At 71.1% G+C, this 25025-nt stretch carries 22 protein-coding genes; 17 read left to right on the forward strand and 5 right to left on the reverse strand.

What is annotated here, in order from left to right:
* The first annotated feature begins 108 nt into the window (after positions 1-108).
* The 4 genes from HZZ10_RS06240 (at position 109) to HZZ10_RS06255 (ending at position 2696) form a co-directional block, all read left to right on the forward strand.
* Positions 109-450 carry an L-rhamnose mutarotase gene (locus HZZ10_RS06240; protein ID WP_308507505.1) on the forward strand — a complete coding sequence of 114 codons (342 nt, stop codon included), beginning with the start codon at positions 109-111 and terminating at the stop codon, positions 448-450.
* 54 nt (positions 451-504) lie between these two features.
* Complete coding sequence (locus HZZ10_RS06245) at positions 505-1002, forward strand: AAA family ATPase (RefSeq protein ID WP_218928498.1); 498 nt, start codon at positions 505-507, stop codon at positions 1000-1002.
* Between the two features lie 182 nt (positions 1003-1184).
* Positions 1185-2000 carry a potassium channel family protein gene (locus HZZ10_RS06250; RefSeq protein ID WP_235533974.1) on the forward strand — a complete coding sequence of 272 codons (816 nt, stop codon included), beginning with the start codon at positions 1185-1187 and terminating at the stop codon, positions 1998-2000.
* A 246-nt stretch (positions 2001-2246) separates the two neighbouring features.
* On the forward strand, positions 2247-2696 hold the full coding sequence (locus HZZ10_RS06255) for a hypothetical protein (RefSeq protein ID WP_179912862.1): 450 nt from the start codon (positions 2247-2249) through the stop codon (positions 2694-2696).
* Between the two features lie 61 nt (positions 2697-2757).
* Here HZZ10_RS06255 and HZZ10_RS06260 read toward each other — a convergent pair whose 3' ends face one another.
* Positions 2758-3327 (reverse strand): GNAT family N-acetyltransferase, encoded by a 570-nt coding sequence (locus tag HZZ10_RS06260; protein WP_179912863.1) that lies wholly within the window; start codon positions 3325-3327, stop codon positions 2758-2760.
* Positions 3328-3516: 189 nt separating this feature from the next.
* On the opposite strand from HZZ10_RS06260, the gene HZZ10_RS06265 reads away from it, so the two are divergent.
* Positions 3517-4371 (forward strand): isocitrate lyase/PEP mutase family protein, encoded by an 855-nt coding sequence (locus HZZ10_RS06265; RefSeq protein ID WP_179912864.1) that lies wholly within the window; start codon positions 3517-3519, stop codon positions 4369-4371.
* A gap of 56 nt (positions 4372-4427) precedes the next feature.
* Positions 4428-6080 carry a DNA-3-methyladenine glycosylase 2 family protein gene (locus HZZ10_RS06270; RefSeq protein ID WP_308507506.1) on the forward strand — a complete coding sequence of 551 codons (1653 nt, stop codon included), beginning with the start codon at positions 4428-4430 and terminating at the stop codon, positions 6078-6080.
* Positions 6081-6131: 51 nt separating this feature from the next.
* Here HZZ10_RS06270 and HZZ10_RS06275 read toward each other — a convergent pair whose 3' ends face one another.
* Positions 6132-6482, reverse strand: a complete 351-nt coding sequence (locus HZZ10_RS06275) for a ribbon-helix-helix protein, CopG family (protein WP_056136100.1) — start codon at positions 6480-6482, stop codon at positions 6132-6134.
* On the reverse strand, positions 6479-6751 hold the full coding sequence (locus tag HZZ10_RS06280; RefSeq protein ID WP_056136102.1) for a hypothetical protein: 273 nt from the start codon (positions 6749-6751) through the stop codon (positions 6479-6481). Before HZZ10_RS06280 ends, HZZ10_RS06275 begins: the two co-directional genes overlap by 4 nt.
* 271 nt (positions 6752-7022) lie before the next feature.
* Here HZZ10_RS06280 and HZZ10_RS06285 point away from each other — a divergent pair, with 271 nt between their 5' ends.
* From HZZ10_RS06285 to HZZ10_RS06300, 4 genes are all read left to right on the forward strand, one after another.
* Positions 7023-7247 carry a hypothetical protein gene (locus tag HZZ10_RS06285; protein WP_156382864.1) on the forward strand — a complete coding sequence of 75 codons (225 nt, stop codon included), beginning with the start codon at positions 7023-7025 and terminating at the stop codon, positions 7245-7247.
* 150 nt (positions 7248-7397) lie between these two features.
* Complete coding sequence (rhaI, locus tag HZZ10_RS06290) at positions 7398-8573, forward strand: L-rhamnose isomerase (RefSeq protein WP_179912865.1); 1176 nt, start codon at positions 7398-7400, stop codon at positions 8571-8573.
* A gap of 1 nt (position 8574) precedes the next feature.
* Positions 8575-10650: a bifunctional aldolase/short-chain dehydrogenase gene (locus tag HZZ10_RS06295; protein ID WP_179912866.1), complete on the forward strand. Its 2076-nt coding sequence runs from the start codon at positions 8575-8577 to the stop codon at positions 10648-10650.
* A 226-nt stretch (positions 10651-10876) separates the two neighbouring features.
* The gene (locus HZZ10_RS06300; RefSeq protein ID WP_179912867.1) at positions 10877-12469 is read left to right on the forward strand and encodes a rhamnulokinase; all 1593 of its coding nucleotides are present in this window, start codon (positions 10877-10879) and stop codon (positions 12467-12469) included.
* 82 nt (positions 12470-12551) lie between these two features.
* Here HZZ10_RS06300 and HZZ10_RS20015 read toward each other — a convergent pair whose 3' ends face one another.
* Positions 12552-13667 carry a GNAT family N-acetyltransferase gene (locus tag HZZ10_RS20015; RefSeq protein WP_194229679.1) on the reverse strand — a complete coding sequence of 372 codons (1116 nt, stop codon included), beginning with the start codon at positions 13665-13667 and terminating at the stop codon, positions 12552-12554.
* 282 nt (positions 13668-13949) lie between these two features.
* Here HZZ10_RS20015 and HZZ10_RS06315 point away from each other — a divergent pair, with 282 nt between their 5' ends.
* Together HZZ10_RS06315 and HZZ10_RS06320 are read left to right on the forward strand one after the other, a co-directional pair.
* Positions 13950-15503, forward strand: coding sequence for a GAF domain-containing protein (locus HZZ10_RS06315; protein ID WP_056136109.1), 1554 nt, complete (start codon positions 13950-13952; stop codon positions 15501-15503).
* A gap of 157 nt (positions 15504-15660) precedes the next feature.
* Positions 15661-17277: a methyl-accepting chemotaxis protein gene (locus tag HZZ10_RS06320; protein WP_056136470.1), complete on the forward strand. Its 1617-nt coding sequence runs from the start codon at positions 15661-15663 to the stop codon at positions 17275-17277.
* Positions 17278-17570: 293 nt separating this feature from the next.
* Here the strand turns inward: HZZ10_RS06320 and HZZ10_RS06325 are convergent, their stop codons facing one another.
* Positions 17571-19127, reverse strand: coding sequence for a GAF domain-containing protein (locus HZZ10_RS06325; RefSeq protein ID WP_179912868.1), 1557 nt, complete (start codon positions 19125-19127; stop codon positions 17571-17573).
* Between the two features lie 646 nt (positions 19128-19773).
* On the opposite strand from HZZ10_RS06325, the gene HZZ10_RS06330 reads away from it, so the two are divergent.
* From HZZ10_RS06330 to HZZ10_RS06350, 5 genes are all read left to right on the forward strand, one after another.
* A complete protein-coding gene (locus HZZ10_RS06330) occupies positions 19774-21306 on the forward strand; it encodes an ABC transporter substrate-binding protein (RefSeq protein ID WP_308507507.1) in 1533 nt (510 codons plus the stop codon).
* A 117-nt stretch (positions 21307-21423) separates the two neighbouring features.
* Complete coding sequence (locus HZZ10_RS06335; RefSeq protein ID WP_308507508.1) at positions 21424-22389, forward strand: ABC transporter permease; 966 nt, start codon at positions 21424-21426, stop codon at positions 22387-22389.
* A complete protein-coding gene (locus HZZ10_RS06340) occupies positions 22386-23318 on the forward strand; it encodes an ABC transporter permease (RefSeq protein ID WP_179912869.1) in 933 nt (310 codons plus the stop codon). The genes HZZ10_RS06335 and HZZ10_RS06340 overlap by 4 nt, the downstream gene beginning before the upstream one ends.
* Positions 23315-24112: an ABC transporter ATP-binding protein gene (locus HZZ10_RS06345; protein ID WP_179912870.1), complete on the forward strand. Its 798-nt coding sequence runs from the start codon at positions 23315-23317 to the stop codon at positions 24110-24112. Before HZZ10_RS06340 ends, HZZ10_RS06345 begins: the two co-directional genes overlap by 4 nt.
* Complete coding sequence (locus tag HZZ10_RS06350) at positions 24109-24987, forward strand: ABC transporter ATP-binding protein (protein ID WP_228087170.1); 879 nt, start codon at positions 24109-24111, stop codon at positions 24985-24987. The genes HZZ10_RS06345 and HZZ10_RS06350 overlap by 4 nt, the downstream gene beginning before the upstream one ends.
* Positions 24988-25025: the final 38 nt, after the last annotated feature.

Genomic DNA, 25025 nt, shown 5'->3' on the forward strand with positions numbered 1-25025 from the left:
GCTTGACCTGCTCAGGACGTGGGACGTACGGTCCTCGACATCGCGCTGAACCGATTCACAAGAATGTAGCGCATGACACCGAGGGCGAGGAGGTCCACAGTGGCCCGCGTGTGCTTTGTCTCCAAGGTCCGCCCCGACAGGCTCGACGAGTACCGCGCGCGGCACGCCGCCGTGTGGCCCGAGATGCTCGAGGCCCTGCGCGACTGCGGGTGGCGCGACTACCACCTGTTCTTGGCACCCGAGGGCCTGCTCGTGGGCTTCGTCGACGTGGACGACTACGACGCGGCCCAGGCGGCGATGGCGCAGACCGGGGTTAACGCGCGCTGGCAGGCGGAGATGGGGGAGTTCTTCGTCGCCGACGACACCGCGCCCGACGAGGGGATGGTGCGGCTCGAGCAGGTGTTCCACCTGGAGTCGCAGCTGGCCGAGGCGGGGCTGCCGACAGGCTGAGCAGCGGCAGCCCGCTCGTCCGGGGGCGCTGCGGCTAGCCTGGCCGACGTGGGCATGAAGAACTTCTTGGTCGAGGGCGTCTCCGGGACCGGCAAGACCGCGGTCTGCACGGAGCTGCAGCGACGCGGCGTCCACGCCGTCCATGGCGACCGCGAGCTGGCGTACCAGGGAGACCCGATCACGGGAGTGCCCACCAGCACGAGCGACCACGAGCACCACATCTGGGACGTGGCGGCAGTGAGGCGCCTCATCGCGGACGACAGCACGCCGGTGACGTTCCTCTGCGGCGGGTCGCGCAACCATGCTGCGTTCGTCGATGATCTCGACGGGGTCTTCGTGCTGACTGTCGACGTCGAGACCTTGGTCCGACGGCTGGACGGGCGCCCTGGCGACGAGTGGGGGCACGCGCCTGAGGAACGAGAGCTGATCCTGCGTCTGCACCAGACGCAGGAGGACGTGGCGACCTCGGGGATCGCGGTCGACACCACCCTGCCCGTGGCGGAGGTCGTCGACACGATCCTGAGGTTGAGCGGGGCAGGGGCTGCTCGGTAGGGGGAGCGTTCGAAGCCCCAACAGGTTGGCGACCGGTGCCTGCTCGCCGCCTTCGTCGAGCCCTCCGGACGTCCGTGGTGTTCGCATGCGTCTCGCAACTGACAACTACGACAGCCGGAATCCCCATGAGATCCGAGTCTTGGTGGCAACGTCGGTGGAGACCGACCTGGCAGACTGTGCGCGTGTCGCGACGTGAGCGGTGGGAGAGCTGGTCCGAGGGACCGTTGACGGTCGGGGCGCTGCTGTTCCTCGTGGCCTATGCGATCCCGATCATCTGGCCCGCAGTCAGCGAGGGTGTCCGTGCTCTCGCGTCGGGTGCGGTGGCACTGACCTGGGCGATGTTCGGTGTGGACTACGCCGTGCGCCTGATGGTCTCTGAAGACCGGCGACGGTTCTTCCTCGGCAATCTCTTCGACCTTCTCGTGCTGGTGCTCCCGCTGCTGCGACCGCTGCGGTTGCTCCGACTCGTCACGCTGCTGTCAGTCTTGAACCGCACGGGGGCGCAGGGACTGCGCGGGCGGGTGGTGACCTACGCGGCTGGCGGCACGGCCCTGCTGGTCCTGTGCGGGGCTCTGGCGATCACCGATGCCGAGCGGGGCCAGCCGGGGGCGACGATCACCCGGTTCGTTGACGGGATCTGGTGGGCGGTGACCACCATGACGACGGTCGGGTACGGCGACACCTATCCGACGACTGCGACCGGGCGGGTGGTGGCAACAGTCCTGATGGTCGGAGGGATCGCCCTGCTGGGTGTCGTGACGGCGACCCTCGCCTCGTGGTTGGTCGAGCGGGTGACTGAGGCGAACGAGGCCGAGCAGGCGGCCACCAGGGCGCAGGTCGCAGACCTCTCAGCCCAGGTCGCGTCGTTGGAGACCTTGCTCCGCGATGCGCTTGGGGCTGCCAGCGACCCCTCCCCGCCGCGGGCGCCCGGGCGCCTTGGTGCCCCGGGGCAGGATGCCGACTCGGCAGGCATGCTCGGCCCGCTCTCTCCTGCGTAACCGTCACGTCCGCCATCGGACCTGATGAGACGTCTTCTGGTGGAGACCAGCATCAGCTGCCCGACGAGACGTCTCGCAAGACATCGCTTGCGAGACGTCGGTCTGACGGCGCACCAGGCTGACCTCCGAACCCGTGCCCCTCGCTCGGTCTCGTCGAGCGGCTGATCGAGCCTGCGGCCTGGCCGCGGTCGATGGCCGCGGCCAGGACCGCCGGACGAGCTCCGGTCTGAGCAGTAGCCTGTCGGCATGTCCATCCTCACTGAGATCTTCACCGCATCACCTGAGCACGCCATGTCTCGCGCCAGGGCGCACGACGAGGGTCGCCCGCCGACCCCGGTCGGTGACCTCTTCGAGACGACGGGTGTCACGGACCTCGAGCTGGAGGTCCTCGGTGAGATCGTCGCGAGGGCGGTCGGCGTCGGTGGGATCGACACAGAGCTCCACCCTGTCCACCTCGAGCTCGACGAGCTGTCGCAGGTCCCCGATGCCGTGGTCGCGGCCTGCGCAGAGCTCCCCGCGCTCGATGCCGACCCCACGGTGAGCGTGAGCATCGACGCTGTCATCGCATCGTTCTGCGCGCTGGAGGACATCGACCTCGCCGAGCCCGAGGCGTCAGACCTCGTCCGTCGGGTCATCGATCTTGCGGTCCTGGCCCACCGGCGCGGGGACGGGCTCTATCTCTGGACCTCGCTGTAGGTCCCTCGACGGACGCGGTCCCGGCCGAGGCCGATGCGAACGGAACCTTCGTCCCAGCACGTCAGGTCCGGCGGGCGTCCGACCTCTCGTCGCCGTGACGGCCCGGGCCGCGGTCGGGCGAGGCCACAGCCCGTTGGTAGAGGCTCGATCCTAGGACTCTGGTGCTGCCTGGGGCTGTCACGGTCGTGTCTCTCACGTGCTGGAAGCCCTGGGACTCGTAGAAGCGTCGCAGGCCGTGGTTGTCGTCGGTGCAGTCGAGCCTCACGAAGGTCTTGCGCTGGTCGGCAGCGCGGGCTGATGCCCAGCTCAAGAGCTCGTGCCCCAGGCCGCGACCGCGGCTCGCCTGAGCCACGGCCAGACGATGGACGTAGAGGGCCGGGGCGGTGTCGGTGCCCCAGGTCTCTGCGTCGTGGTCGGTGACGGTGATGATCGCCTGCAACCCGCTCTGGTCGCGGACCACGAAGAGCTCGCCGCGCTCGGCGTCCCCCAGGACGACCTCAGCCGGGATGGCGTGCCGCCACTGGTCGATCGACCGCTCGTGCAGCCAGCGCCTGGCTCCGTCGAGCAGAGCCACGGCCTGGGTGACATCGTCAGGCGTGCCCTGCTCGACGGCCAGATCGGTGGGTCCCATGCCGCCACCCTAACCACCGCGTGCGAGGGGGCCGCAGGCGCCTCGTGCCCCGAGGTGTCGTCGACAGCACGTCCCGCACGGAGCTTCCACGGAAGACCCGCGGTGGGTCGCGCATCGCGTCCCATGCTGCCGACGGTGGTGTCCGATGACCGCCAGACACCGAAGGCCAGGGCCGGTGTACTTGCAGGCATGAACCTCCCTCAGAGCCATGCTGCCGACCTCTTCCGTTCCCTCCACACCACTGCGCACCCGCTCGCGCTCGTCACTGTCTGGGACGTGGCGAGTGCTCTGGCCGCCCAGGACGCCGGCGCCCCGGCCATCGCGACGACCAGCGCCGGTGTCGCCTGGTCCCAGGGCGTCCCCGACGGTGATCACCTGGACCGAGCGCGGGCCGTGTCCGTGCTCGCCGCGATCGCCTCGGCGGTCGACGTGCCGGTCTCGGCGGACATCGAGGGTGGGTACCCGGACAGCACGGGCGACGTCACCGAGACGGTCCGCGCGGTGATCGAGGCTGGGGCCGTGGGCCTCAACATCGAAGACGGGTCGAGGTCACCTGACGAGCTCTCCAGGCGGATCGCTGTCGCGCGCCGGACCGCGGACGAGATGGGCGTCGGCCTGTTCGTCAACGCGCGGTGCGACGTCTACCTGACCGGGGCCATCGCGCCGGCGGAGCGACTCGAGGAGACCGTCCGTCGGACTGCCGCGTACGTCGAGGCCGGCGCCGACGGGATCTTCGTCCCCGGTGTGGTGGACGCCGAGACCATCTCTGCCCTCGCCGGGGCGGTCCAGGTACCGTTCAACGTCATGGTCGGACCGGGCGCGCTCGACGTGGCAGGGCTCGGCCGGCTCGGCGTGGCCCGCGCGAGCCTGGGATCCTCCGTCGCGCAGGCCGCGATGACGACAGTCCGGGACGCGACGGCCGAGCTGCTCGCCACCGGGACCTACGACGGTCTCACCGGGGCGCTCGACTACGGGTACGTCGACGGGCTGCTCACACGGGCGTCGTCGAGCGAGGCGCGCCGAGGGGCGACGATGGACGCGTGAGGACCGACCACCACCACGAGCGCGGAGCCGTGCCGACCTCTCGAGACCGTCGCACCGTGACGGCGCCCCCGGACGCGAACGGGCCGGGCTGCTCGCTGGGGGACCCGCGGTTCGTCGAGCGCTACACCGCGATCGACGCCCGGGACGTGAGGTTCGACGGGCAGTTTGTCACCGCGGTGTCCTCGACCGGCATCTACTGCCGCCCCTCCTGTCCGGCGCGTACCCCGAAGCCCCAGAACGTCACGTTCTACACCTCGTCGGCAGCAGCTCACGAGGCTGGGTTCCGGGCGTGCCGGCGCTGTCTGCCCGAGGCGACGCCCGGCACACCCGAGTGGGACCTGCGCGGTGACCTCACAGGCCGGGCCATGCGGCTCATCGCCGACGGGGTCGTCGACCGTGAGGGTGTCGACGGGCTCGCCACGAGGCTCGGGTACACGCCGAGGCACGTCCACAGGTTGCTCGTGGCCGAGCTCGGGGCGGGCCCGGCGGCCCTCGCCCGTGCGCAGCGTGCCCAGACGGCACGCTCGTTGCTGGTGGGGACCGATCTCGCGATCGCCCAGGTGGCGTTCGCGGCCGGGTTCGGCTCGGTGCGCCAGTTCAACGAGACGGTCCAGCTGGTCTTCGCGGCACGGCCTAGCGACCTCCGCGCCCGCGCGCGGGCCTCGGAGAGCGTGAACGGCCCGTCGCAGGTGACCGGGCGGGATTCGATCCGGCTCGACGTCGACCTCCCCGTCCGGCAGCCCTTCGACGCACCAGGAGTGCTGTCCTTCCTGGCCGACAGGGCTGTCGAGGGGGTCGAGTCGGCCGGGGTCCTGGCCGACGGGACCCTGAGATACGCACGGACGCTCCACCTGCCGCACGGCCCGGGGGCTGTGGAGGTCCTGGCAGAGCAGACCGCAGATGCGACGTGGCGGATCCGTGCGCGCCTCGAGCTCTCCGCCCTGTCCGACGTCGGCCCGGCGGTCGCCCGGGTGCGTCGGATGCTCGACCTGGACGCAGACCCGTCCGCGATCGACGCAGCCCTCGCAGCCGACGGTGCGCTGAGCGCGCTCGTCGCAGAACGGCCAGGGACCAGGGCACCCGGGACCGTCGATCCCCAGGAGATCCTCGTCCGGGCGCTCGTCGGCCAGCAGATCTCGGTCGCCGCGGCCCGGACGCACCTCAGCAGGCTGGCTGCAGCCCTCGGGTCGCCCTGCGTCTCGACCTTCTCGGGGCTCGACAGGCTGTTCCCGACACCCGAGCAGATCCTCGACGGTGTACCTCTTCCTGTCGCGGGGGAGCCGCTCGACCCTCAGCGGCTGCTCAGGCTGCCCGCACGCTCGATCGCCTCCGTCGTCGGTGCTGCTCGTGCGCTCGTGGACGGAGACCTCGAGCTGCACGTCGGCGTCGACGCCGCCACGGTGCGCTCAGCGCTGCTCGCCCTACCCGGGGTCGGCCCGTGGACGGCGTCCTACGTCGCGATGCGCGTCCTGGGCGACCCCGACACCTGGTTGGACGGCGACGTCGCCCTGCTCTCCGGCGCGCGGGCGGTCGGGCTGCTCGGCCCGCAGAGCGCTGGTCGGTCAGAGCACCGGGTCCTGGCGGCTCGGGCCCAGGTGTGGGCGCCGTGGCGGTCCTACGCGGTCATGCATCTCTGGCGCGCGTCGTCGCAGGCTCGGTCCGCGGGTGCGTCGTCCGGGCGGAGCGCAGGGGCGGCGCGCGAGAGGTAGGCGGGGCGAAGGGCCTGTCGTGGACGAGCCGACAGGAGCTAGCAGCAGGTTCTAGGAGGCGTGAGCGAGATCCGACGCCTCAGCCAGGTAGGCGTCGAGTGCCTTGCGGACGAGGTCGCTCCGGCTGAGACCGAGCTTGGCCCGGACCTCTTCGATCGCCTGGTTGGTCTGGTCACTGACCGCCACGTTGATGCGGGGCGAACGCTGGCCGTGCGGTCTGGGGGGTTCGCCGTCCAGGCGGGGTCGTCCGACTCTGCGCTCGACGGCCGCGACGTCAAGTCCTGCTGCCTCGAGCATGGCGCGCGCCTCCGCGCTGGCCTGCGGTCCGGTGACGGCACGTCGAGGGGTGGTGACTCCGGACTCAGCCCACTGAGCCAGCTGCCGGTCAGTCTCTTCGCTCATAGCTTCTCCTCATATCCAACGGTGGTGCGAGTCGTCTCGCGAAGCCTCATGACGTGGAAGACACGGACATCCCCCGGCGGGGTGATGTTCACCATGACCTCCAACGTGCCGAAGCGGCTAGGTCCGATGTAGAGCCGCGGGCTCGTGTCGTGCCCTGGGCGAGGGTCCTCGAAGTCGTCGTACAAGGCGTGGGCATAGAGCATGGCGTAGAGCGCTTCGTCCTGCGGGATGTCGTGCTCGCCAGCGCTGTCTGCCCACGTCATCGCCATAGCAGCGATCGTCTCACGACACCGTATTTGTGTCCACCAAAATTGGACCGGGCTGGAGTGTCTGAGATTGCGAGTAGTCGTCGCCCCGATGTTGGTGGTCTGCGACGTCTGCTCGACACTGTCTGCGGTCGCAACCAGCGGCCAGGACGGTGACGACGCCCGCGACGGCCACGCGGCGGGCGTTCGTGGGAAGCAGGGGGAGAGGCTGGCGCGCGTCGTCGCAGGCTCGGTCCGCGGTCGCGGACCCGAACGGCTCGGATACGGTACGGCCATGAGAACGCAGCGGTGGCGACCCAGATGGGTGGTCGGAGCGCTCGCGGTCGCGGCAGTCGTCGTCTTCTGGTGTCTTGCTGCCCGAGGGGGAGGATGCTCCGACGCGTCCTTCGACTCGACGTGCACGACCAGCACGATGGGCGGTCTCCCGGCTCTTGTCGGCGTCCTGATCGTCGGCACCTCTGCTGTCGCCTACTGCGTGGTCCGCGCCTTCCGGAGGTAGTGCCGGCCGACGACGGACCGCTGCCAGGTGGCCCTGCTGCGCGTGCTCATCCGTCTCGTAGCAGCTCCTCCATGCCCTTCACGGTTGACGGAGTCGCGCGCCGCTCCGTACAGTTCTCTTGAAACGATTCACAACGAGGTGGAGAGCCAGATGTCACACGCTGAACTGAGCGCCGACGCGCGCCAGGCGCTGCTCGCGCAGACCATAGAGCTGCCGTCCTGGGCCTTCGGCAACTCCGGGACCAGGTTCAAGGTCTTCGCGCAGGAGGGTGTCCCGCGCGACCCCTTCGAGAAGATTGCGGACGCTGCGCAGGTGAATCGATACACGGCGACGGCGCCGCGTGTCTCCCTGCACATCCCGTGGGACCTCACCGACGACTACGCCGCGCTGTCTGCGCACGCGCAGGACCTCGGGGTCGAGATCGGCGCGATCAACTCGAACCTCTTCCAGGACGACGACTACATGCTCGGGTCGCTCACGCACCCGGACCCGATCGTCCGCAAGAAGGCCGTCGACCACCACCTCCAGTGCGTCGACGTCATGCGCGCCACAGGCTCGACCGATCTCAAGCTCTGGCTGCCCGACGGCCTCAACTACCCGGGCCAGGACAACCTGCGCGCCCGCCAGGACCGCCTGGCCGACGGCCTCGCCGAGATCTACGCGGCCCTCGACCCCGAGCACCGCCTCGTCATCGAGTACAAGTTCTTCGAGCCGGCCTTCTACTCCATGGACATCCCGGACTGGGGTACCGCGCTGCTGCACTGCCTCGCCCTCGGCCCGCAGGCCGTGGTCGTCCTCGACACCGGGCACCACGCACCGGGGACCAACATCGAGTTCATCGTCGCGCAGCTGCTGCGTCAGGGGCGCCTCGGCGCCTTCGACTTCAACTCGCGCTTCTACGCCGACGACGACCTCATGGTCGGGGCGGCCGACCCCTTCCAGCTGTTCAGGATCATGCACGAGATCGTCCAGGCCGGGGCGCTCGCCCCCGACTCGGGCGTGAGCTTCATGCTCGACCAGTGCCACAACATCGAGCCCAAGATCCCCGCGCAGATCCGCTCGGTGATGAACGTCCAGGAGGCCACGGCCAAGGCGTTGCTCGTCGACACCGTCGCCCTCGACGCCGCACAGCGCTCCGGTGACGTGCTCGGTGCGAACGGCGCCCTCATGGACGCCTACAACACCGACGTCCGACCGCTGCTCGCCGGTCTGCGCGAAGAGCAGGGCCTGCACCCGGACCCGCTCGCCGCCTACGCGGCCTCCGGCTACGCCGAGAAGATCGTGGCCGAGCGCGTCGGTGGCGCGCAGGCCGGATGGGGAGCCTGACATGACGACGACCCCCAGCACCAGCACGACCACCCCCGCGGCCGACCTCGTCGCCCGGTCCAACCGCCTCGGCGCCGACCCCCGCACCACCAACTACGCCGGTGGCAACACCTCCGCCAAGGGCACCGAGACCGACCCCGTCACCGGCGAGCCTGTCGAGCTGCTGTGGGTCAAGGGCTCGGGCGGCGACCTCGGCACCCTCACGGAGAAGAACCTCGCCGTGCTGCGCCTCGACAGGATCCGCGCCCTCACCGGCGTGTACCCCGGCGTCGACCGCGAAGACGAGATGGTCGCAGCCTTCGACTACTGCCTGCACGGGAAGGGCGGTGCCGCGCCGTCGATCGACACCGCGATGCACGGCCTCGTCGACGCCGCGCACGTCGACCACCTGCACCCCGACTCCGGCATCGCCCTCGCGACAGCCGCCGACGGCGAGGCCCTCACGGCCGAGTGCTTCGGCGACAGGGTCGTGTGGGTGCCGTGGCGCCGCCCCGGCTTCCAGCTCGGCCTGGACATCGCTGCGGTCAAGGACGCGAACCCGCAGGCCATCGGCTGCATCCTCGGCGGGCACGGCATCACCGCCTGGGGCGAGACGAGCGACGAGGCCGAGGCCCGCAGCCTCGAGATCGTCGCGACGGCCGAGGCCTTCATCGCCGAGCGCACCGAGAGGCTCGCGGCCGAGGGGAAGCATCCCTTCGGGGCGGTCGTCCCCGGCTACGAGGCCCTCGACCCGGCCGAGCGCCGGACCAAGGCCGCGAAGCTGGCCCCGGTGATCCGCGGTCTCGCATCGACCGACGCCCCGCAGGTCGGGCACGTCACCGACTCCGACGTGGTCCTCGACGTGCTCGCCCGCGAGCGTCTCGCCGAGCTCGCGGCGCTCGGCACGAGCTGCCCCGACCACTTTCTCCGCACCAAGGTCAAGCCGCTCGTCGTCGACCTGCCGTCCTCGGCGACCGTCGACGAGATCTCTGCGCGCCTCGTCGAGCTGCACGCGGCGTACCGCGAGGACTACCAGGGCTACTACGACCGCAACGCGACCCCCGACTCCCCGGCGATCCGCGGCGCCGACCCGGCGATCGTGCTCGTACCGGGCGTCGGCATGTTCTCCTTCGGCAAGGACAAGCAGACCGCGCGCGTCGCGGGCGAGTTCTACGTCAACGCGATCAACGTGATGCGCGGTGCCGAGGCCATCAGCACCTACGCACCCATCGACGAGGCCGAGAAGTTCCGCATCGAGTACTGGGCCCTCGAAGAGGCGAAGCTCCAGCGGATGCCCGCACCCAAGCCGCTCGCCACCCGCGTCGCGCTCGTCACCGGAGCCGGTTCGGGCATCGGCCGGGCGATCGCCGAGCGTCTGGCCGCCGAGGGGGCGTGCGTCGTCATCGCGGACCTCAACCTCGAGGGTGCGCTGGAGGTGGCCGACCAGCTCGGCGGTCCCGACGTCGCTGTCGCCGTCCGCGCGGACGTGACGAGCGAGGCCGACGTCGCCGCCCTCGTCGACGAGGCCGCGCTCGCCTTCGGTGGGGTCGACCTCGTGGTCAACAACGCCGGGCTGTCGATCTCGAAGCCGCTGCTCGAGACCACCGCGAAGGACTGGGACCTCCAGCACGACGTCATGGCCAAGGGGTCGTTCCTCGTCGCCCGCGAGGCGGCCCGCGCCATGATCGCCCAGGCGATGGGCGGCGACATCGTCTACATCGCGTCGAAGAACTCGCTCTTCGCCGGGCCCAACAACATCGCGTACTCGGCGACGAAGGCCGACCAGGCGCACCAGGTGAGGCTGCTCGCGGCCGAGCTCGGGGAGCACGGCATCCGGGTCAACGGCGTCAACCCTGACGGCGTGGTCCGTGGCTCGGGCATCTTCGCCGGAGGGTGGGGGGCCAAGCGGGCTGCGGTCTACGGCGTCGCGGAGGAGGACCTCGGTGCGTACTACGCGCAGCGCACGCTGCTCAAGCGCGAGGTGCTCCCCGAGCACGTCGCGGCCGCGGTCTACGCCCTCACCGGGCCGGACCTCAGCCAGACGACAGGGCTGCACGTGCCGGTCGACTCGGGTGTCGCGGCGGCGTTCCTGCGCTGACGATCAGCAGCACGACAGCACGACAGCACGACAGCACGACAGCACGACAGCACGACAGCACGACAGCACGACAGCACGACAGCACGACAGCACGACAGCACGACAGCACAGCACCGCGCGGACCCGGGCAGCGGAGCCCGGGCCCGCGCCCCGCACGGCCGAGGCCGTGCGCACCGCCCGCGCACGGCGCGCCGGCGGGCATCAGCATCGTGGAAGGTGCAGTGACGTGGAGAGACGGACGACGGCCTTCGCGGCCGTGGACCTCGGGGCCTCGAGCGGTCGCGTGATCCTCGGGCGGGTGATCCCTGGAGACGCCCTCGACGGCAGCCAGACCCGGGTCGAGCTGCACGAGGTGACGCGGTTCCCCAACGGGCCCGTCGAGGTCGACGGCACCCTGCACTGGGACATCTTGCGCCTGCACCAGGGGATCCTCGACGGGCTGCGCGCAGCGGTCCGCGAGACCCAGGCGTGCGGCGACGTCTTCGGCGGCGTCGGCATCGACTCGTGGGCTGTCGACTACGGCCTGCTCGACGCCGACGGCGCGCTGCTCGGCAACCCCGTGCACTACCGAGACTCTCGGACCGACGGTGTCCCGGCGCGGGTCTTCGATCAGATCGGCTCGGGCGAGCACTACGCCGTCAACGGTCTGCAGACCCAGCCCTTCAACACCGAGTTCCAGCTCGTGGCCGCGGCCGGGTCCGCGCAGCTCGACGCGGCCCGCACGCTGCTGCTCGTCCCCGACCTGCTGACAGCCTGGTTGACCGGTCGCCGGGTCGCCGAGGTGACGAACGCGTCGACCACCGGTCTGCTCGACGTGCGGTCGCGGCAGTGGTCCACGACCCTCGTCGACGCCTTGCAGAAGGCCTTCCCTTCGCTGCCCGAGCTCCTCGGGTCGGACGGTCTGCTCCCGGCGCTCGTCGAGCCCGGGACCGTCGTCGCGCCTCTCGCCGACGACGTCGCCCGCGCCGTCGGTGCGCCTGCCGGAGTCCCGGTCATAGCGGTCGGTTCGCACGACACAGCCTCGGCCGTGGTGGCCGTCCCCGCGACGAGCGAGCACTTCGCGTATGTCTCGTGCGGCACGTGGTCCCTCGTCGGGCTCGAGCTCGACGCTCCGGTCCTCTCCGAGGCCAGCCGCGAGGCCAACTTCACCAACGAGCTCGGCGTCGACGGGACCGTGCGATACCTGCGCAACGTCATGGGTCTCTGGCTGCTCCAGGAGTCCGTCCGCACGTGGAACGCGGCAGGTCTGCCCGCAGACCTGCCTGACCTGCTCGCCGCCGCTGCGCTCGTCCCGGCGCTCACCACGGTCGTCGACGTCGATGCGCCGGAGTTCCTCGCCCCCGGAGACATGCCCGCGCGGATCGCCGCTGCGGCCGAGCGGACCGGCCAGACGCCGCCGCAGTCGCAGGCCGAGACCGTCCGCTGCATCCTCGACTCCCTCGCGGTCGCCTACAGGCGGGCCGTGCGCCAGGCCGGCGAGCTGTCAGGGCGCGACGTCGACGTGGTGCACATGGTCGGCGGGGGAGTGCGCAACGAGCTGCTCTGCCAGCTCACCGCCGACGCGACAGGGCTGCCTGTGGTGGCGGGACCTGTCGAGGGGGCGGCTCTCGGCAACGTCCTCGTGCAGGCCCGCGCTGCCGGTGTCCTCAGCGGGGACCTCGCTGCGCTGCGTGCCGTGGGAGCACGAGGCGTCCCGCTGCGCAGGTACGTGCCCGGTGGCGGAGGGGCAGCAAGTCTCGCCGCAGAGCACTGGGCCACCGCGGAGGCCAGGCTCGTCGGGGCTGTGCTCGGGGCTGTGCTCGGGGCCGTCGACGCCTGACCACTCGGCTGAGGGGCCTCGAGGCAGGTGCGAGCCCAGAAGCGCTCGCCAGTCCGGAGGGCCGCCAGCCTGGCGGGGCGGCCTAGCCGTGCTGGACCGGCTGGTCGCGCAGCGCGAGGATGAACTCTTCGACGACCTCGCCACGGCCGTTGGCGAAGCCTGAGTCCTCACCGATCACCTCGAAGCCGCAGCGCTTGAGCACCGTCAGCGACCCGACGTTGTCCTTGGCGGTGCGGGCGTGCATCGGTCGGTCGGTCACCTCGGTGAGGATCGCGCGCAGCGCCTTGGTCGCGACACCCCGGCCCCAGTACTCGCGGCCGATCCAGTAGGTGAGCTCGTGCTCGTCGTCCTCGACGTAGGTCATGATGCTGCCCGCGACACGGCCGCCCACGAGGATCGTTCGGGCCGTGACCTGGGGGTCCTCGCGCAGGATCTTCCACCGGGCGTCGAAGCGGCCGCGGTCGGTCGGGTCCTTGACGGTGAAGGCTGCGATCCGGTTGGCCTCGCGGTCCTGCTCCATGCGGAAGAACACGTCGATGTCAGCCGAGATGATCGGGCGCAGGACGACGTCGGCCGGGGCCGCGACGAGCTCGACCTCGAAGCCCGCGGAGTTCTGCAGGAATGCTGCGTAGTGGCCGGGGCGCCCGTCGGAGGGCTTGCCGCCAGCCCACGGGTACCTGTCGGCGAAGAGCGGTGTCCAGCCCTTCTCCTGCGCAGCTGCGTACAGACGGTCGACGCGGGCCTGCGACCCCGAGTGCAGGGCGAGGTGGTTGAGGCCGGGCCGGAGCCTGTCGTGCTCGGAGGAGGACAGCGCGGCGGACTGCTCGAAGACCAGGTACGTCCCGCCGAGCCTCAGGCTGAACCCTGTGTCCCACGTCTGGAAGGGGGAGTAGCCGAGCTCGGTGAGCAGCCAGCCCCAGGTGGCGCGGGCCTCCTCGAGGTCGGGGACCCAGATCTCGACATGGTGGAGCGTGCCGCGCGCCGAGGCGATCGGCGCGGCGGGGACCGCGGGCGCGGCAGGCGCGGCGGGGGATGCCTGACCGGAGTCGGGCACTGTGGGGGTGGACGGCGCAGACGCAGCCGAGGCCGACGACGTGTCGGTGGCTGCTGCGGTCGGGGCGGAGGGCGTGCCGAGGCCAGCCTGCGCCGAGGCAGGCTGGGCGGTCGACGACGCGGTCGTCTCGGGCTGGACAGTCACAGGTCCACGGTACGCGGCGGCAGGTCGGTCACCAGTGCCGTAGGGCCTGTCCGGCGTGTGCTCATCTTCACGTTCTGGTCACGTGACACGGCGGCGCCGTGCCCCACCGCGGTGCCCATCATCGCCGAGTTCGGGCGGCTCGCAAGGCGGGGGAGCATCTCCTTCCTCACAGTGCTCAAAACTTAAACTACTAGCCAGGCGAGCCGATGAAGTCGTCGGAGGGGGTCACTTCAACCGAAGAACGACCGACGCTGCGCCGCAGGGCGCCAGAGGAGCACCATCATGTTCACGCTGAGAAGGACACACGCGGCAGCCGACGCGAGCCTGGCGCTCGCCGAGGCGCGCCAGAACACCGACGCGGTCACCGCGGTGGTCGAGGCGCTCGCGCGCAGCCGGGAGCCTGGCGACGCCGTGCAGCGCGTCCTCGACGTCGTGCGCGAGCAGTTCGGCTGGGCCTACGGCTCGTACTGGCGGATCGCCGAGGACGAGCCCGTGCTCGAGTTCGCCCAGGAGTCCGGCTCGGTCGGCGAGGAGTTCCGCGCCGTGACGGCCACGGCCTCGTTCCGTGAGGGCGTGGGCCTGTCCGGTCGCGCGTGGAAGTCCCGCGACCTCGTGGTCGTCGAAGACCTCGGTGACCTCCGCGACTGCGTGCGGGCGCCTGCCGCCCAGCGCGTCGGTGTCCGCAGCGGTATCTGCTTCCCCCTCTACGAGGACGGTCAGGTGGCCGGGACGATGGACTTCTTCGCGACCGAGGTCCTCGCGCTCTCGCCCCAGCGCGTCGAGACTCTGCGCAGCATCGGTGTCCTGGTGTCGCAGGCCCTCGAGAGGGTCGTCGTCGCCGAGCGACAGGCCCTCGACAAGCAGGACGTCGACGCCGTGAGCTCTGTGCTGCGCGAGGTCTCTGTCGCGACCTCCCGGGACGCCGCGCTGTCGCGCGCCCTCGACACCATCCGACGTGACTTCGGCTGGGACTACGGGTCCTTCTGGCAGATCGACGAGGCCGACCAGGTGCTGCGCTTCGGCCAGGAGTCGGGCCAGGTCGGCGAAGAGTTCCGCACCGTGACCCGTGCGGCCTCCTTCGCCCAGGGTGTCGGCGTCGCGGGGCGGGCGTGGAAGACGCGAGACCTCGTCTACGTGCGCGACCTCGCGCAGGTGACCGACTGCGTGCGTGCACCCGTCGCCCAGCGCGCCGGGGTGAAGTCCGGGGTGTGCCTGCCGATCCTCGTCCGCGGGACCGTCGTCGGGACGATGGACTTCTTCGTCACCTCGACACTCACGATCTCTGCTGGCCGTGAAGAGGCTCTGCGCAACACGGCCTTCCTCCTCGGGCAGGCCCTCGAGCGCATCGAGGCTGCGGACCGCCTGACGACCGCGGGCAACGAGCTCGTCGCGTCGATCGACGAGGTCGAGCGCAACGTGCTGTCGGCCACCCGTGTGGCGACAGACGGGCGTCTCCTCGCGGAGCGCGCGAACGACGAGGTCACCCGGCTCGGCGAGTCGTCGCAGGAGATCGGCACCGTGGTCAACGTCATCGGGCGGATCGCCGCGCAGACGAACCTGCTCGCCCTCAACGCGGCGATCGAGGCCGCGCGGGCCGGTGAGGCGGGCCGCGGGTTCGCCGTCGTCGCCAACGAGGTCAAGGACCTCGCCAACGAGACGGCACGGGCCACGACCGAGGTCGGGCAGCGGATCTCCGCGATCCAGGAGCTGGTCGACGAGGTCGTCGGGTCGCTGACGAGCATCAGCGACGCCGTCGGTCAGATCAACGAGACCCAGGCGACCATCGGCGGCGTCCTCACGGAGCAGGCTGCGGTCACGCGCGCGATCCTCGACTGAGGGCCGCGGGGGTGCGGGGCGAGCTGCCCCGTGCCGTCCGGAGGGAGACCCGTCCCGGGTGGCAGGGGGCCGTGGGACGGGACTCACATAGTTGAAACCTCAATCAGTGAAGACCGGGGTCGATCTGAAGGGTCCCCTGAGATGTACGGAGAGCACCATGAGCATCCCCCCGCAGAAGCGCGCAGCAGCCCGGCTCGAAGACCTGAGCGTCCGCGTCAAGGTCCTCGGCGTGGTCGCGATCGCGACAGTCGTCGCCATCGTCATCGGCCTGGTCGGGCTGCAGGCCCTGTCAGCCTCGGCCGACACGACCGAGCAGCTCTACGAGGAGAACGTGCTCGGTGTCCTCCACGCCTCGGAGATGGAGCTCGCGATGAACGACATGCGGCTCCGCTCGCGTGACGCGATCCTCGCGCTCGACCCCGACAAGACGCGTGAGAAGCTGACCGAGCTCGACGACGCCGAGGCGGCCTTCGAGGAGGCCGAGGGCCTCTACGCAGCGACCCCGCTCGACGCCGCGCGCGAGAAGACCCTCGCCGAGCTCACCACGACGATCGACGCCTACCTGACGGTCCAGCGCGACGTCATGGGACCCCTCGCGATCGCCGGCGACATCGAGGGCTGGACAGCGGCCAACGACGAGCAGTCTCGCCCGTTGACCACCGCCATGAACGAGCAGATCTCGAGCCTCGTCGAGACCGAGCGGACCCGCGCCTCCGAGGCTGTCGAGGCCTCGCGCGACAGCTACGTCCAGCAGCGGACCGTCTCGGTGGTCATCCTGATCGCCGGTGCGCTGCTCGCGCTGACCCTGGGCTGGTTGGTCGCCCGTGGGATCACGCGGAGCGCCGTCGCCGTGCAGCGGGTCGCCGAGCACCTGGCCGAGGGCGACCTCACGCAGACCTCCGGTCTGACCTCTCGTGACGAGATGGGCCGGATGGGCGCCGCGCTCGACGTCGCGACCCGCAGGCTCGGCGAGGTCATGAGCACCGTGGTGCGGTCCTCCGACTCGGTCGCCGCCGCGTCGGAAGAGCTCTCGGCCAGCTCGCAGCAGATCTCGGCCGGTGCTGAGGAGACCTCCGCTCAGGCCGGGGTCGTGTCGGCAGCGGCGCTCCAGGTCTCGGGCAACGTGCAGACCGTCGCAGCCGGCGCTGAGGAGATGGGTGCGTCGATCCGGGAGATCTCCCAGTCGGCCAACGACGCCGCCCGGGTCGCTGGAGAGGCCGTGACCGCCGCAGCCAGCGCCACGGGTTCGGTGGCCCAGCTCGGTGCGTCCAGCCAGGAGATCGGCGACGTCGTGCGCGTCATCACGACCATCGCCGAGCAGACGAACCTGCTGGCCCTCAACGCGACCATCGAGGCCGCGCGTGCTGGTGAGGCCGGCAAGGGCTTTGCTGTCGTCGCCTCGGAGGTCAAGGAGCTGGCGCAGGAGACGGCCCGCGCGACCGAGTCGATCGGACGCCTCGTCGAGACCATCCAGTCGGACACGGCGGGTGCCGTGTCCGCGATCGAGCACATCACCGGCGTGATCTCGTCGATCAACGACTACCAGCTGACGATCGCCTCGGCCGTCGAGGAGCAGACCGCGACGACGACGGAGATGAGCCGCAACGTGGCCGACGCCTCGACCGGGGTGGGCGAGATCGCCGGCAACATCACCGGGGTCTCGGACGCCGCCGACTCGACCACGCAGGCGCTCGCCCAGACGACCGTCGCGGTCAACGAGCTCGCCCGGATGGCCACAGAGCTGCGGGCCTCGGTCTCGACCTTCACGTACTGACCGGCACGGCCGGGTCGGCTTAGGCCGGGCCGGGCGGGCGGGGTCCGGCCTTGGCGGGCTCAGGCCGGTCCGGCGCGGTCCGGCCCCGACTACTCGAGGTCGCACGGGTGGCCGCGAGGTCGTACGTCCGGGGCCGAGGTCGCACGGACACGCCGAGCCGCCTCTCTGAGGGGCCCTGTTCGGCGTGTCTGTGCGACCTCGACCGGGATGGTGCGACCTCGGTCGGTAAGAACGACCTCCGTGGGGGACGTGCGACCTCGGCAGAGGTGCGGCTCGGCGCGGGATCGCTCGTGTCAGCGCAGGATCGCGCGCGTCACCGATGCCTGCTCGGTGAGGACCGAGCCGATGACGTGCTGCGTCTCGTTGATCCGTTCGACAGCGTCGCGGATCTGCGCGAGGGACGAGACGGCCGACTGCGCCTGGCTCTGGATCGCGTCCACCCGGCCCTGCACCTGGGTCGTGGCGCGGGCCGTCTCGTTCGCGAGGTCCTTGACCTCGCTCGCGACGACCGCGAACCCGCGGCCCGCCTCGCCGGCGCGGGCAGCCTCGATGGTCGCGTTGAGCGCGAGCAGGTTGGTCTGCGCGGCGATCGTCTGGATCGTCTTGACGACGTCCCCGATCTCCTCGCTCGACCTGTTGAGCCGTGCGATGTCCTCGTCGGCCTCGAGCGCGAGCCGCTGCCCCTCCGTCGCGACGCCCGTCGCCGAGAGGACGTTGCGCTCGACCTCTTCGATCGACGTGACGAGCTCTTGCCCGGCGGTCGCCAGCCTGTCGGCGTCGGCGAAGCGCTCGAGCGCCTGACCGAGCAGGAACACGGTGTCGCGCAGGGCGGCCTCGCGCCCCTGCGACAGGGGGAGGCGGGAGGTCGAGAAGAAGTCCATCGTGCCGACGACGACCCCGTCGACGATCACTGGCAGGCAGACCCCCGACTGCACGCCCTCCTTCTGCGCGACAGGGGCGCGCACGCAGTCGGTCACCTCGGCCAGGTCCGCGACGAACAGCAGGTCGCGCTGGCGCCACGTGCGCCCCGCGAGGCCGACTCCCTCGGCGAAGGACGCCGACTGGGTCACCTCGCGGAAGGCGGCGCCGACGGTGCCGGACTCCTGGGAGAAGTGCAGCTTCTGGTCGGTCGCGTCGACAGCCCAGTACGAGCCGTAGGCCCAGCCGAAGCCCTCCCGGATGGTGCGCAGCGCCCGGGCCAGGGCGACGTCGGCGCTCGGGGCGGTCGTCACCTCGCGCAGCACTGCGGAGGTGGCCGAGGTGTCCTGCGCTGCCGACGCCTGACGCTCGCCCTGCACCACGCGCTCGAGCGTGCGGGAGACGAGCGTGCCGATCACCGTGAGCGCACGGTGCCGTGCGGGGGAGAGGTCGAGGACCTCTTCGGTGAAGAAGTCCATCGTGCCGACAGTCCGCCCGTCGACGCGCAGCGGGAAGCAGACGCCCGAGCGGATCCCCGCACGCTGGGCGACGGGTGCGCGGACGCAGTCGGTGAGGTCGCCGAGGTCCGGGACGGCGATCATCTCGTCGGCGGCCCACGCCCGCCCGCTCAGCCCGACACCCCGGGCGAAGGTCGCGCTGCGCGTGACGGCCCGGAAGTCCTCGGAGGCCGCGCCGGACTCGGCGACGAAGTGCAGCGTCGAGTCTTCGGCGCTCACCGACCAGTACGAGCCGTAGGTCCAGCCAAAGGCCTCGCGCACGACCTCGAGCGCGACCAGTGCCGCAGTCGAGCTGTCCCGCGTCGTGGCGAGACGCTCCTGCACCAGCCCGACCGCGTTCAGGTCGGTCTGCGACTGCACGAGCTCGGCCCGCACGGCATCCAGCTCTCGGGCTGATCTGCGCGATCCCCACATGACGACTCCTCGAGTCAGGTCGCCCCCTTGCGCCACGCTGGCGTGTGCGTCTCATCGGGCGGCGCGGGGCGTTCATGAGGGACCGGGGAGGGTGGTCGTGCCGACGGGACCCAGTGCAGCGCGGAGCGAGACGACCGCGTCCACATCGCAAGACAGGTGTTCACATGTCGACACGGAGATGCCACAGTCGTCCCATCATGCGCCGCGACACGACCGTGCTCTCGCACGTCAGCCCCCTTGCACAGCCCCGCCACGTCGGCGCCGGCTGCTGTTGTCGCTGTAGCCGCTGAGCGGTTCGCCACCCACTCGCAGCTTGGCCCAGGGCAGGGGCCGCGACGTGAGACGGTCCCCGACCGCTCCCTGATCCCCGTCACCACCCGCGCACGGCGCGAGGTCTGCTGACCGCGATCAGGCCACTCGACCCCTCGAGCCACGCCCCACCCCGGCCGACATCTCGTCGTACTCGGGTGCGCACCTCGCTCGCGCCTCCCCAGGACACGTCCTCGGATGTCGTCGAGCGCACCTCCTCCGCCCTGCGGCGTCGACGACGCTGCTCGGTGCCGCCTCTCCTCACCACCCCGCCCCACGGGGTGGCGCCCTCACAGCCCGACCGGCCCACCGGTCGCCCGGGCAGAACGGACCACCTGTGCGAGTTCCCGCAGTCTGCATCCACGCTACGGCCAAGGCCGCAGCGGCCCTCCTCACAGCCTCCCTCCTGCTCACCGCGTGCTCTGCCGATGCGTCAGACTCGGGCTCCGGCAGCGCCGCGGCCTCAGGCATCTCGGACGAGATCGTCATCGGCTCGACCAACGAGCCCACGGGGCTCGTCCGCAACGTCGGCGGGAGCTCGGGCATCTCGCAGACCATGACCCGCAACGTCTACGAGGGCCTCACCTCGGTCGACGTCGACGGCACCGTGATCCCGACGCTCGCCGAGTCCTGGGACGTGTCCGAGGACGGCCTCACCTACACCTTCCACCTGCAGCAGGGCGTGACCTTCCACGACGGGACGCCGTTCACCGCGGCCGACGTCGCGTGGAGCATCTCCGAGGCGATCGGTCCGGACTCCAAGAGCGCCCGCAAGAACGACCTGCTCGTCATCACCGACATCGCGCAGCCCGACGAGCAGACCGTCGAGCTGACGCTCTCGCGCCGCAGCCAGTCGCTGCTGTTCAACCTGGCCTCGGTGACCGTCGTCAAGGACGGCGACACGGAGCTCACGAGCGACAACGGCACGGGCCCGTACAGCCTCGTCGAGTGGACGCAGGGCGACCACCTCACCATCGCACGCAACCCCGACTACTGGGGCGAGCAGCCGAAGAACGAGGGTGTGACCTTCAGGTTCTTCAAGGACACGACAGCACTCAACAACGCGCTGCTCACCGGCGACCTCGACCTCGTGATCGCAGAGGACTCCCCGGACCAGCTGCTCCAGTTCGAGGGCAACGACGACTTCACCATCACCGAGGGCACCTCGACCACCAAGCAGCTGTGGGCCTTCAACGACCGCGAGGCGCCCTTCGACGACGTCCGTGTCCGCCAGGCGCTCTACACGGCCCTCGACCGCGAGCGCATCCTCGACACCGTCTGGGACGGCTACGGTCAGGTCATCGGCTCGATGGTCCCGCCGACCGACCCCTGGTACATCGACGACCTCGCCGACGCGCACGCCTACGACCCCGACGCCGCCAAGGCCCTGCTCGCCGAGGCCGGCGTGAGCGACCTCGAGATCACCGTCGACTACGTGGCGGGCGAGCCGTCTGACACCATCGCGCAGCTGATCCAGACAGACCTCGCAGACGTGGGCGTGACGCTCACGCTCAACCCGATCGACGACGCTACCTGGTACCAGAAGATCTACACGGACCACGACTTCGAGACGACGATCATGGGCCACGTGAACCCGCGCGACGTGGTCTGGTACGCGAACCCGGACTTCTACTGGGGCTACGACAACGCCGACGTCCAGCAGTGGGTCGCCGACGCCGACGCCGCCACCTCCGAAGAGGAGCAGGTCGAGCTGCTCACCCAGGTCAACCAGACGATCGGCGAGGAGGCGGCCACCGCGTGGCTGTACCTCGACCCGCAGATCCGGGTCGCCCGCTCCGAGATCAGCGGCTTCCCGGTCGACCAGGTGACGGAGAGCTTCTACGTCGCCGACATCGTGCGAGCGGACTGACCCGCCCTCATGACGTCGTCCCTGCACCCTTCGAAGACACCCTCGCTGGAAGCACCCGTGCCGCAGGCACCCGCGCCCCGGCGCGCCCTGAGGGCGAGCGCCCCGATGCTCCGCTACGTGGCAGTCCGCCTCGTGACGCTCCTCGTGTCGCTCGTGCTCGCAGCCGTCGTCGTCTTCGTCGTGCTGCGCCTGCTCCCGGGGGACAGCGCGGGCACGACGCTGGGTGTGGGGACGACGACAGACCAGCTCGACCAGCTGCGCAGCGAGCTGGGTACCGACCAGTCGTCGCTCGCGCAGCTCGGTGACTGGGCCGGTGCTCTGCTGACGGGCGACCTCGGCACGTCCTTCGTGTCGAGGCTGCCTGTCGGCGAGCTCATCACGAGCAAGCTGCCGATCACCGTCCCGCTGAGCCTGGCAGCCTTCGTGCTGTCGGTCCTCGTCTCGGTGCCGCTCGGCGTCGTCGCGGCCGTGAAGCGCCGCGGTGTCGTCGGTGTGGCAGTCTCCGCGGTCTCCCAGCTCGGGGTGGCCGTCCCGGTGTTCTGGGTCGGGGTGCTGCTCGTGTGGATCTTCGCCTTGCGCCTCGGGGTGCTGCCGCCCGGTGGCTTCCCGCGGCAGGGCTGGGACGACCCGGCGGCCGCCGTCCGTTCGCTCGTCCTGCCCGTCGTGACGGTGTCGATCGCGATGTCGTCGGTCATGGTGCGCTACGTGCGGTCGGCGACGCTCGACGTGCTCGACCAGGACTACGTCCGCACGGCCCGATCGCTCGGCTACGGACGCTGGCAGGCGCTCGCGCGGCACGGTCTGCGCAACGGCGCCGTGCCCGTCGTGGCGATCCTCGGCATCGAGCTCGCGACCTCGCTGCTCGGCGCCGTAGTCATCGAGAACGTCTTCGCTCTCCCCGGTCTGGGCACGCTGCTGCTCGACTCGGTCACCGGGCGCGACCTGCCCGTCGTCCAGGCGCTCGTGCTGGCGATCACGGCCGTCGTGCTCGTCGTCAACTTCGGGGTCGACCTCCTGCAGCGGGCCATCGACCCGCGCCTGCGGCTCGGCTCGACCCTCGGCGCGGCTGGAGGCTCGCGATGACCGACCAGCTCGACTCGCCCCGCGGCCCGCTCTCTACCGCCGCACCGTCTTCCGACGCGCCCGGCTCTGCGCCGGACGCATCCGCCGCTGCCCCGCGCCGCGCGCCAGCCCGTCGCCTGCGCAGCCCGTCCTTCGTCGTCGGGGCCTCGATGGTCGCGGTCGTCGTGCTCGTCGGCCTCGTGGCCTTCTTCTGGACGCCCTACACGATCGGCACCCGCGGGACGGGGGAGCGTCTCGGTGGTCCGAGCGCCGACTTCTGGCTCGGCACGGACAAGCTCGGGCGGGACGTGCTGAGCCAGCTCATGGCCGGCGCGACCAACGCCGTGGTGGTCGCCGTGTGCTCGGTCGCGATCGCCGCGGTCCTCGGGATCACGCTCGGCGTCCTCGCCGCGTCGACCACGCGGTGGGTCGACGTGGCCGTGCTCAACGTCGTCGACCTCATGATCGCCTTCCCGACCCTCCTGCTCGCCATGCTCATCGTCACCGTGCGCGGCGCCTCGCTCAGCTCGGTGATCGCTGCGATCGGCATCTCAGGTGCTGCGGTGATCGCGCGGATCACGCGCATCAACGCCTCGCGGGTGCTCCGCGAGGACTACGTCGTCGCGGCAGCCGCCTCGGGGACGGGCTGGTGGGGGACGGTCCGGCGGCACGTGCTGCCCAACGTCGCCCCGACCCTGCTCGTCCAGCTCATGCTGCTCGCCGGGGCCGCGATCCTCGCCGAGGCGTCGTTGTCCTACCTCGGCCTCGGGCCACGCCCGCCCTACGCCTCGTGGGGACGCATGCTCAACGAGGCGCAGGCGACCATCTCCGCGGCGCCCCTCGCCGCGATCCTGCCCGGCCTGCTCATCGCCTGGACGGTGCTGGGCCTCAACCTGCTCGGCGACGGTATCCGCGAACGCAGCGACCCGAGCCTGCGAGGAGACCGATGACCGCGCTCGAGGTCCGTGACCTGACCGTCCGCACGTCCGGTGGGCGCACCCTGCTCGACGCCGTGAGCTGGGAGGTGCCCTTCGGCGGACGCCTCGGGATCATCGGCGAGTCCGGCTCGGGCAAGTCGCTCACCGCAGCCGCGATCCTCGGGCTGCTGCCCGAGGGCATGACCGCCACAGGCCAGGTGCTGCTCGACGGGCGCGACCTGCTGACCCTCGGCGAGCGGGCCCTGCGCTCGGTCCGCGGCGCCCAGGTCGCCACGGTGTTCCAGGAGCCGCTCACGGCCCTCGACCCGCTGATGACCGTCGGTCGGCAGATCGCCGGACCCCTGCGCCTGCACCGCGGAGCCTCCCGGACGAAGGTCCGCGAGCTCGCCGCCGACCTCTGCAGGCTCGTACGGCTCGACGACACCGAGCGCATCCTCGGCTCCTACCCGTGGCAGCTCTCGGGCGGTCAGCGCCAGCGCGTCAGCATCGCGATGGCCCTGGCCTGCGAGCCGCGGGTGCTGCTCGCCGACGAGCCGACGACGGCCCTCGACGTCACCGTCCAGGCCGAGATCCTCGACCTGCTCGACGAGCTGATCGAACGGACGGGCACGACGCTCGTCTTCGTCTCGCACGACCTCCCCGTCGTCGCCCGGGTCGCCCGCGACCTCGTCGTCATGCGCTCAGGGCAGGTGGTCGAGGCGACGACTGTCGCGCAGGCCCTCGACGCGCCCGCTCACCCGTACACGCGCCAGCTGCTCGCCGCCGCGCGCGCCGTCAGCCGGCTCCCTCAGGAGGACGAGCGATGACCGAGAAGACCCCGGGCGGTGTCGATCGCGCAGCCGGTGCACCTCTCACGACGGGCGCCGCCGCACCAGGAGACCAGAGGGCATCGTCCGATGTCGCCGCGACGAGCGCCCCGCTCCTCGCGCTGCACGGCGTCAGCCGTGAGTTCGGCGGACGCGGTCGCACGACGACGGCCCTCGACGGCGTGGACATCGCCGTGCACGAGGGGCGCAGCGTCGGGATCGTGGGGGAGTCCGGTGCCGGGAAGTCCACGCTGCTGCGGCTCCTGCTCGGCCTCGACACGCCCACCTCGGGTCAGGTCAGCTACCGCGGGCAGACGCTCGACCGTCGCGACAGGGCCCTCCTCAAGCGTTTCCGCCGCGAGGTGCAGGTCGTGCTCCAGGACCCCCGCTCCTCCCTAGACCCGCGCATGACCGTCGCGCAGATCGTCGCCGAGCCGCTCCAGTCGCTGCGCATCGGCGCAGACCAGCGCGAGCGCTCCGCCCGCGTCGACGAGGTGCTCGGCTGGGTCGGCCTCGACGCCGACGCGCGACGCAAGTACCCCGCGCAGTTCTCCGGCGGGCAGCGTCAGCGCATCGCGATCGCGCGGGCCCTGGCGCCGTCGCCGAAGGTGCTCGTCGGCGACGAGCCCGTGAGCGCCCTCGACGTGTCGGTCCGGCAGCAGATCATGGAGCTGCTCGCCCGCCTGCGCACCGAGCTCGGCCTCACCCTCGTCCTCGTCAGCCACGACGTCGCGATCGTCGGGCAGCTCTGCGAGGAGACCGTCGTGCTGCGCGGCGGACGCGTCGAGGAGGCCGGGCAGACCCGCCAGGTCCTCACCCGACCGACGTCGCCGTACACGCGGGCGCTGCTCGACGCGGTCCCGACGCTGGGCTGAGCCGCGGCACCGGTGCCGTCGAGCTCGGCTCTCGTCAT

Source organism: Sanguibacter inulinus (assembly GCF_013415325.1).
GTDB classification, from domain to species: domain Bacteria; phylum Actinomycetota; class Actinomycetes; order Actinomycetales; family Cellulomonadaceae; genus Sanguibacter; species Sanguibacter inulinus.

Coding starts and splice junctions, on each gene's coding strand:
- HZZ10_RS06285 (WP_156382864.1), top strand. CDS start 7,023: ATGAGAACGCAGCGGTGGCGACCCAGATGGGTGGTCGGAGCGCTCGCG.
- HZZ10_RS06325 (WP_179912868.1), bottom strand. CDS start 19,127: ATGTGGGGATCGCGCAGATCAGCCCGAGAGCTGGATGCCGTGCGGGCC.
- HZZ10_RS06260 (WP_179912863.1), bottom strand. CDS start 3,327: ATGGGACCCACCGATCTGGCCGTCGAGCAGGGCACGCCTGACGATGTC.
- HZZ10_RS06320 (WP_056136470.1), top strand. CDS start 15,661: ATGAGCATCCCCCCGCAGAAGCGCGCAGCAGCCCGGCTCGAAGACCTG.
- HZZ10_RS06350 (WP_228087170.1), top strand. CDS start 24,109: ATGACCGAGAAGACCCCGGGCGGTGTCGATCGCGCAGCCGGTGCACCT.
- HZZ10_RS06340 (WP_179912869.1), top strand. CDS start 22,386: ATGACCGACCAGCTCGACTCGCCCCGCGGCCCGCTCTCTACCGCCGCA.
- HZZ10_RS06275 (WP_056136100.1), bottom strand. CDS start 6,482: ATGAGCGAAGAGACTGACCGGCAGCTGGCTCAGTGGGCTGAGTCCGGA.
- HZZ10_RS06265 (WP_179912864.1), top strand. CDS start 3,517: ATGAACCTCCCTCAGAGCCATGCTGCCGACCTCTTCCGTTCCCTCCAC.
- HZZ10_RS06245 (WP_218928498.1), top strand. CDS start 505: ATGAAGAACTTCTTGGTCGAGGGCGTCTCCGGGACCGGCAAGACCGCG.
- HZZ10_RS06255 (WP_179912862.1), top strand. CDS start 2,247: ATGTCCATCCTCACTGAGATCTTCACCGCATCACCTGAGCACGCCATG.
- rhaI (WP_179912865.1), top strand. CDS start 7,398: ATGTCACACGCTGAACTGAGCGCCGACGCGCGCCAGGCGCTGCTCGCG.
- HZZ10_RS06345 (WP_179912870.1), top strand. CDS start 23,315: ATGACCGCGCTCGAGGTCCGTGACCTGACCGTCCGCACGTCCGGTGGG.
- HZZ10_RS06280 (WP_056136102.1), bottom strand. CDS start 6,751: ATGGCGATGACGTGGGCAGACAGCGCTGGCGAGCACGACATCCCGCAG.
- HZZ10_RS06315 (WP_056136109.1), top strand. CDS start 13,950: ATGTTCACGCTGAGAAGGACACACGCGGCAGCCGACGCGAGCCTGGCG.
- HZZ10_RS06295 (WP_179912866.1), top strand. CDS start 8,575: ATGACGACGACCCCCAGCACCAGCACGACCACCCCCGCGGCCGACCTC.